Below are 573 nucleotides of genomic sequence, written 5' to 3' on the forward strand. Positions count from 1 at the left end.
AGGTAGAACTTGCCGTCGAGCGACAGCAGGGCGCGGACATGGCGGATGGAATCGCAGCAGCCGTCAGCCGCGACATAACCCTTGCCGCGCAAAGGCGGCCCAAGAGCCACCGGTGCCTTCGCAACGACGGCACCCTCGCCAATCGTCACCGTCATGTCGGCGCCGATGACCGCGAAAAACGCCGTGATCTCGTGGGTAATGCGAGCCGGAACCGCCGCCCCGTCCGCAAGCACGACATGCAGAAAGATGACGGCGAACTGATAGGCGGCCAACTCGCGGTTTTCGTTGCCGCGGCTTGCGCCCGGCGTGACGCGCGTGCGCAATTCATCCGGGCCGAGTTCTGCAAGCGGTGCTCCGCTGTCGGCATCGACGACCTTGAGCTTCTCGAAACGGACATCGCCGCCAGTGATATTCGTCACTGCCAGTTCGTAGACGATGTGACGCCTGCCGTCCGAGCCTGGAATCACATGCGGGGGAGCGATGATCTCCGCAACGAGTGGCGTGAGCTTCGAAGCTCACGCCACTCGTTGCGGAGATCATCGCTCCCCCGCATGTGATTCCAGGCTCGGACGG

Annotated in this window: 1 pseudogene; it reads right to left on the reverse strand. The window is 63.7% G+C overall.

Going from position 1 to position 573, the window contains the following annotated elements:
• Positions 1-419: pseudogene (locus tag EN943_RS37355) on the reverse strand (M23 family peptidase); the annotation flags it as partial.
• Positions 420-573: the final 154 nt, after the last annotated feature.

Origin of the sequence: Mesorhizobium sp. M7A.F.Ca.US.006.01.1.1 (assembly GCF_003997935.1) — a bacterium.
Lineage (GTDB): Bacteria > Pseudomonadota > Alphaproteobacteria > Rhizobiales > Rhizobiaceae > Mesorhizobium.